The sequence below is a fragment of the Ancylomarina sp. genome (assembly GCF_041555295.1).
Classification (GTDB): Bacteria; Bacteroidota; Bacteroidia; order Bacteroidales; family Marinifilaceae; genus Ancylomarina.
Genome location: NZ_JBFFKR010000336.1, coordinates 1 through 3128, shown reverse-complemented (window position 1 = coordinate 3128; position 3128 = coordinate 1). Strand labels below are relative to the sequence as shown.

3 protein-coding genes are annotated in these 3128 nt (G+C 37.6%); all 3 read right to left on the bottom strand.

Features of this window, described 5'->3' with window-relative positions; genetic code table 11:
• Positions 1–100: 100 nt before the first annotated feature.
• Positions 101–742 carry a hypothetical protein gene (locus ABY905_RS15520; protein ID WP_372645513.1) on the bottom strand — a complete coding sequence of 214 codons (642 nt, stop codon included), beginning with the start codon at positions 740–742 and terminating at the stop codon, positions 101–103.
• Positions 726–1217 (bottom strand): RNA polymerase sigma factor, encoded by a 492-nt coding sequence (locus tag ABY905_RS15515; protein WP_372645511.1) that lies wholly within the window; start codon positions 1215–1217, stop codon positions 726–728. Before ABY905_RS15515 ends, ABY905_RS15520 begins: the two co-directional genes overlap by 17 nt.
• Before the next feature lie 264 nt (positions 1218–1481).
• A partial coding sequence (locus tag ABY905_RS15510) for a KamA family radical SAM protein (RefSeq protein ID WP_372645509.1) occupies positions 1482–3128 on the bottom strand: 1647 nt, incomplete at its 5' end.

The window sequence follows — 3128 nt, the reverse complement described above, 5'->3', positions numbered from 1 at the left end:
TACAATGGTAGCATGCCTCACGGCAGGCTGACAAAGCACACTCAAATCTTATCTCACAATTTTTATTATTTGATAAAAAAATATAAATTCCAAGTGGACATTATTTTCTTAACTCTTCCATATCAGCTATAAGCTCATCTAACTTTTTAAGAACACGACCATAAACCAGACCCAAATCGAATTTGTAGATTCGTTTACCAAAAAAGGCTAGTAATCCAGTGATAATAATTAAACCAAGTACCCAAAACACAGGGATACCATTTACTAAGTAGATTTGATGTGGCTTTCCTAATATCTCCTGTATCATTTCCTGAAAATTGTCGGAAAACCAAAAGCCTAGCATCATGAATAAAAAGAACAAGGGATAATAGAATTGAGCCATTCTTGCATTCACATTCATTTGCTCTTTCATCCAATTATCGAATGCTTTGATATAATCGTAACTGCTCTGGTTCTTATCAAGTTTTATCAAGCTTTTAAATAGTTTTTGGTTAACCAAAACCATTGCAATTAGAACAAAGAAATAACCAATGCCCATAACCGGTATATCTAAAGGAAAAGATGCGATCAAAAACACTATGGAGCCAATAACAAGTGCATATAGATTTATTCTGAACATTCTTTTAAACTTATCGACGATATGTGTCGATTTTTGATTGTACAGGTTATTCAACTTAGGTGCCACCAAAGCATCGCTTTTTAAAAACCCTTCCTTCCAAATTTCCTCAATTGACTTTTCCATCTAATATCTTTTTTAAGCGTTCCTTAATTCGTTTAATACGCACACCAATATTGTTGGGATTGGTGCCAATGATATCAGCGATTTCCTGATAGCTCTTCTCCTCCAGATAAAGCAAGATAACCCCTCTGTCCAACTCCGATAATTGCCTAATAGCATTATAGAGTTCTTGCAGAGATTCATCAGCAAATACCTGACTATCTTCAATTGCTTCGGCCGGCAGATAATCAGAAGCGAAGTGCTGGTGGTTATTCTTCTTTTTCTTCAAAAGGGTTAAACAAACATTCAAAGACAATCTGTAAATCCATGTCGACCATTCCGATTGTCCTCGGAAATTCTCATGGCTCTTCCAAATCTGTAAGCAGACCTCTTGATAATAATCTTCGAAATCCTCCTGAGAGTTGGTATATGCCCTGCATATCTTAATGATAATTGCAGCATAGGGTAAGATTGAAAGTGTGTAAAAATCGCTACTCATTCTGTTGTTTTTCTATTTAGTGTCTTAAGTTTTGGATTCTTACAGGCAATTGAATATTTTTTTTTTCAGATGGACTATTGGTATCAGTTGAGGCCTTAATTTAATCAAATAAAAATTGACATCAATTATCAGCAAATACAAACACTATAGTCCTCTTCTTTAATAGGGTGAGACATTTCCAAATAAAAAAAGCCGAAGGATAAATCCCCCAGCAAATCATATTGATATTCATCTTTTAAGCCCCCACGATAAATCATGGGGCTACTATTCAATCTCTCCCCAATTGGTAACCTCATCGGTAAGTTTATAATCGTATTCAGGATACTTAAATAAGCTCATTTGCGGTTCGGTTTCGCCAATGGAGTAGCCCCAGATGCTTTCATAATGGGAAATATCTTCACCCATTTCTTCCAATTGATTTAAATACTCAGCAATCGACTTCGATTCAATAATAATAACCTTATCCATATTGTGCATCGCTGGACTGTGACTACGGGTTTTGTCCAACTCAAATTCCAGTATTCGACGTCCGTAACGAGTTATCCCAATAGTCCTAAAAGTCAAACTCTTTCCGACCCCTGGCAAGTTCAACACATTCCTGTCTGTGCCAATAAATGGCAAACCCGATTTCTGCAACAGATTACGAATATTGTCAGTCAGAACCTCAGCATTGTTGGGGAATTCACGTATTTCATCCTGATAATCAGGAGGTACCTGACCTATAATTTTCTCCTCCATCTGCTCCTGAACTGCCCTCTCATTAGTGGCGAAGTTGAAACTGTTTTCCATATACCCTTTTACACTAAAAGTGTAGTAATTCAAAACCCCAATTTCATTCAGTGTTTTTCGTAATTTAGATGAATGTCCTCTGCGTGATGCTGCCGCAGTAAATACCAATTGATTGGTAACAGTCCATCCGGCCGAATTTAACAAACGAACAGACTCTCGTGCTTCAGGCGTAACCTCCATGGGTGATTCAAAATGTGTTTGTATAATAAACTTCTTCACCCCTAACAGGGAGGCTTTGTGTTTAAAATCCTTAAGAATACTTATTAATTCTGGAGTAATTCTTTGTGGAAGATAAATCGGTAGTCTTGTCCCCAGGCGAACCCTTAATATCTCAGCATATTTATCTCCCTCTTTGCGCTTCTCATTCGCTTTCTTCTTTCGTGCAGCCATTTCATAAACCGAATCCAGAATCTGTTTTAATGAGCTATCGGAACTCATAAATACATCACCCCCCGTAATTAATATATCACGCAACTGAGAATCCGACTCGAAATATTCGAGCAAGCTGTTTAGTTTTTCCTGCCAGGTCTCTTTGGGTTTTAGTTTATCCAAGTCAAAATTAAGGTTGCCCCTCTGAAAATCGAACATCCGTTGGCAGGATGAACATAGACCAGCACAAGCACGTCCCATGGTATCGGGGATTAAAATAGCCACTTCAGGGTAGCGACGATGAATATTATTACTCGTTGGCAAAATCCAACCAGCAGCATTGGGTTTTCCAGGTTCAACCAAGTCTTCTTTTTCCCATGCTACAATATGACCATATTCGTCAACCAATTGCTGGCTATAAATCACATAGTGTCTGATTGCCAAGTCGGCACCTATGGCGAAGTAAGGCACCCTCACATGAAGCAATGACAGATAATAAGGATTTACAAAAAATGGGATACCCTGCTTTTCTGCTTCATAAAGAATTTTCATTGAATCCGGATCGAGAGAATTACCCAAGAGCTCGTTTAACAGGTCGGGAGAACGTACAGCAAACCTCAAGTGAAACTGGTAATCATCCCAGCATTCCAGCATTTTTAAATGTTTTTGTTCTTCGCTTAAATTGGATTCAAACAAGTACTTCTTACTCTTAATTTCTCCTGAATCAATTTTTCCAATTAATACCTTTATAAT

Excerpts from the sequence above, each read along its gene's own strand:
- ABY905_RS15515 (WP_372645511.1), bottom strand. The coding sequence starts at position 1,217 with ATGAGTAGCGATTTTTACACACTTTCAATCTTACCCTATGCTGCAATT.
- ABY905_RS15520 (WP_372645513.1), bottom strand. The coding sequence starts at position 742 with ATGGAAAAGTCAATTGAGGAAATTTGGAAGGAAGGGTTTTTAAAAAGC.